A 2,759-nucleotide genomic window follows, 5' to 3' on the forward strand; every position below is an offset into this window, starting at 1 on the left:
ATAAATTGGTCTAAAAATTCCTGCTTCTTCGTCAAATAGCTCGCTATTCTCCTCAGAAGCAGAAATTTTTATCCTCAATTTCTTGCAATCCTCGCTACGGACGCTTAAGTCCGACAGGCTGCTAGACGACTACAACTAATGAACTTTCTATCTTTCAGCATCTGCACAATGGCGTCCCTTTTATTGATCACAACAAACCATCAATGATTCATCGAAAGCTTATAAATTCTCAACTCGTTATGGTGAAAGGGCGAAACCAAATGGTGGCCATTGGCACTGAGGGCGGTTGATTTGATCGCACCTCTGTGAGTAACAACGGCTTTTTCTACCCATGATCCATTCGTCGTCTGACCATAAATTTTTGACGTTCCATCGGTACTGGTGGTCACTACAAGGCAGCCATCGGTGCTAAAGGTGGCTGATCTAAGCCAATCTTTGTGGGAAATGATGGCCTCTTCGATCCAGGATCCGTCACTCTTCAGACCATAGATTTTCGCCTTGCCATCGAAACTGGCCGTCACCACATGGCGGCTATTGGGGCTGAAGGTGGCTGATCTGACACCGCCGTCATGGGAAATGAGGGTTTCCTCCCATGATCCATCGTCCTTCTTACTACAGATTTTCGCCGTCTTATCGACACTTGCCGTTACCACATGACGGCTATTGGGGCTGAAGGAGGCTGAGTTGATCCAATTACGATGGGAAATGATGATTTCTTCTTCCTCAGAGCCATCGGTCTTCAGACCATATATTTTCGCCTTGTTATTACAAGTGATAGTCAACACATATCGACCATCAGTATCAAAGATGGCTGACATGACAAAGTGATCATGGGGAATGATGGTTTCTTCTTGCCATGAGCCATCGGTCTGTTGACCGTAGATTCTCGCTCTTTCAACTTCACTGGCAAACACCACTCTGCGACTATCGGCGCTGAAGGTGGCTGATATGTTCAATTCGCCATTGGAAATAGTGATTTTTTCTACCCATGATCCATCGAGTTCCTGACCATAAATTTTTGCCGTTTTATCGCAACTGAGCGTCACAACATAGCGGCTATCGGGGCTGAATGTGGCTGAGTTAACCGAATCATCATGGGAAATGGTAAGTTTTTCTTCCCAAGACCCATCGTCTCCCTCTGAACAGATTTTCGCCATTTTATCCCAACTGGCGGTCAGCAAATGGCGGCCATCGTCACTGAAGGCGACTGAGGAGAGTTGGCCATCATGGGAAATAGTAAGTTTCTCTACCCATGCCCCATCGACTTGACCATAGATTTTTGCCGTTCCATCGAAACTGGTGGTCACCACATGGCGGCCATCGGCACTGAAGATAGCTGATCCGACACCGTCTTCATGGGAAATAATGGTTTCTTCTACCCATATTCCGTGGGTCTTCTGGCCATAGATTTTCGCCGTTTTATCCCAACTGGCGGTCACCAGGTGACTGCCATCGGCACTAAAAGTGCCTGAGTTCACCCTGTCCTCATGAGCAATGACGGCCTCTGTATCTACGTTGAACGTTTCGCATTGAGCCATCAGTCGAGCTTTGGTGAAATAGAATAGAGCAGGAAAATATTCACTGTTTCGGCGTTCTATGACTGACTCGACTAACGCTTCATCCTTCGTAAACGGTCGCAGCCAGTTACGGAGTTGTTCTTTATCCTTTGTAGGAAGGATTTTCTTTAATTGATATTGGTGTGGTGAAGAAAAACGGCTATACCATGCCTTTTCCAATGCACGATCGTTTTTAATAACCCGGTTAAGGTGAGTGCAAACCTGCCGTAAGCGAACAACATCTCTAACTTCCAACAAGCCAATAATTTTATGGGTTGTTTCGATGGGTAAATCGAAAAACAAAAGTTTTTTCTTTTCTTCCTTGTCAGGTATAGCAATGGATCTACCCGCACTAACACCTGATGATTCTCCCCCTAATCGAGCGCGTTTGATTGGCGGCGAGAGTGAACCGTCCATACTGAATGTATTATTCGCTGGATCCAAACCTGGCTTCTCCTGAGTGAGTATTCCGTGATTAACAAGGATCTTCAAAATTGATGAAGTAAATGAGACTCGGTTTTGCAAAAAAAGTTCAAAACATGGTTTTAAGTGCAACTAATAACGTTTCTGTCTTTCAGCGCCTGCACAATGGCGTCTCTTTTATTGATCACGACAAACCATCAACGATTCATCGAAAGCTTATACATTCTCAACTCGTTATGGGGAAAGGGCGAAACCAAATGGTGGCCATTGGTACTGAGGGCGGTTGATTCGGCCGCACCTTCGTGAGGAACAACGGCTTTTTCTACCCATGACCCATTCTTCGTCTGACCATAAATTTTTGCCGTTCCATCGGTACCGGTGGTCACCACAAGGCAGCCATCGTCGCTAAAGTTGGCTGATTTGAGCGAACTTTTGTGGGATATAATGGCCTTTTCGATCCAGGATCCGTCAGTCTTCAGACCATAGATTTTCGCCGTACCATCGTTACTGGCCGTCACCGCATGGCGGCTATCAGGGCTGAAGGTGGCTGAGATGACATTGTAATTATGGGAAATAATGCACTTTTCTTCCCAGGATCCGCTGTCCCTCCTACTATAGATTTTCGCCGTGCTATCGACACTTGCCGTCACCAAATGGCGGCCATTGGCGCTGAAGGAGGCTGAGTTGATCCAAGCAACGTGGGAAATGATGATTTCTTCTTCCCAAGAGCCATCGGTCTTCTGACCATATATTTTCGCCACGCAGTCAAAGCTGACAGTC

The 2,759-nt window shown here is 46.2% G+C and carries 2 protein-coding genes; both read right to left on the reverse strand.

Annotated features, from left to right (window positions below; translation table 11 throughout):
* Positions 1-200: 200 nt before the first annotated feature.
* Positions 201-2,000: an F-box-like domain-containing protein gene (locus KBW69_RS23215; RefSeq protein WP_257282503.1), complete on the reverse strand. Its 1,800-nt coding sequence runs from the start codon at positions 1,998-2,000 to the stop codon at positions 201-203.
* 176 nt (positions 2,001-2,176) lie between these two features.
* Positions 2,177-2,759, reverse strand: a 583-nt coding sequence (locus tag KBW69_RS23220) for a WD40 repeat domain-containing protein (RefSeq protein ID WP_257282504.1), incomplete at its 5' end; no start/stop codon positions are given.

The sequence above is a fragment of the Endozoicomonas sp. ISHI1 genome, assembly GCF_024606225.1.
In the GTDB taxonomy this organism is placed as follows: domain Bacteria; phylum Pseudomonadota; class Gammaproteobacteria; order Pseudomonadales; family Endozoicomonadaceae; genus Endozoicomonas_A.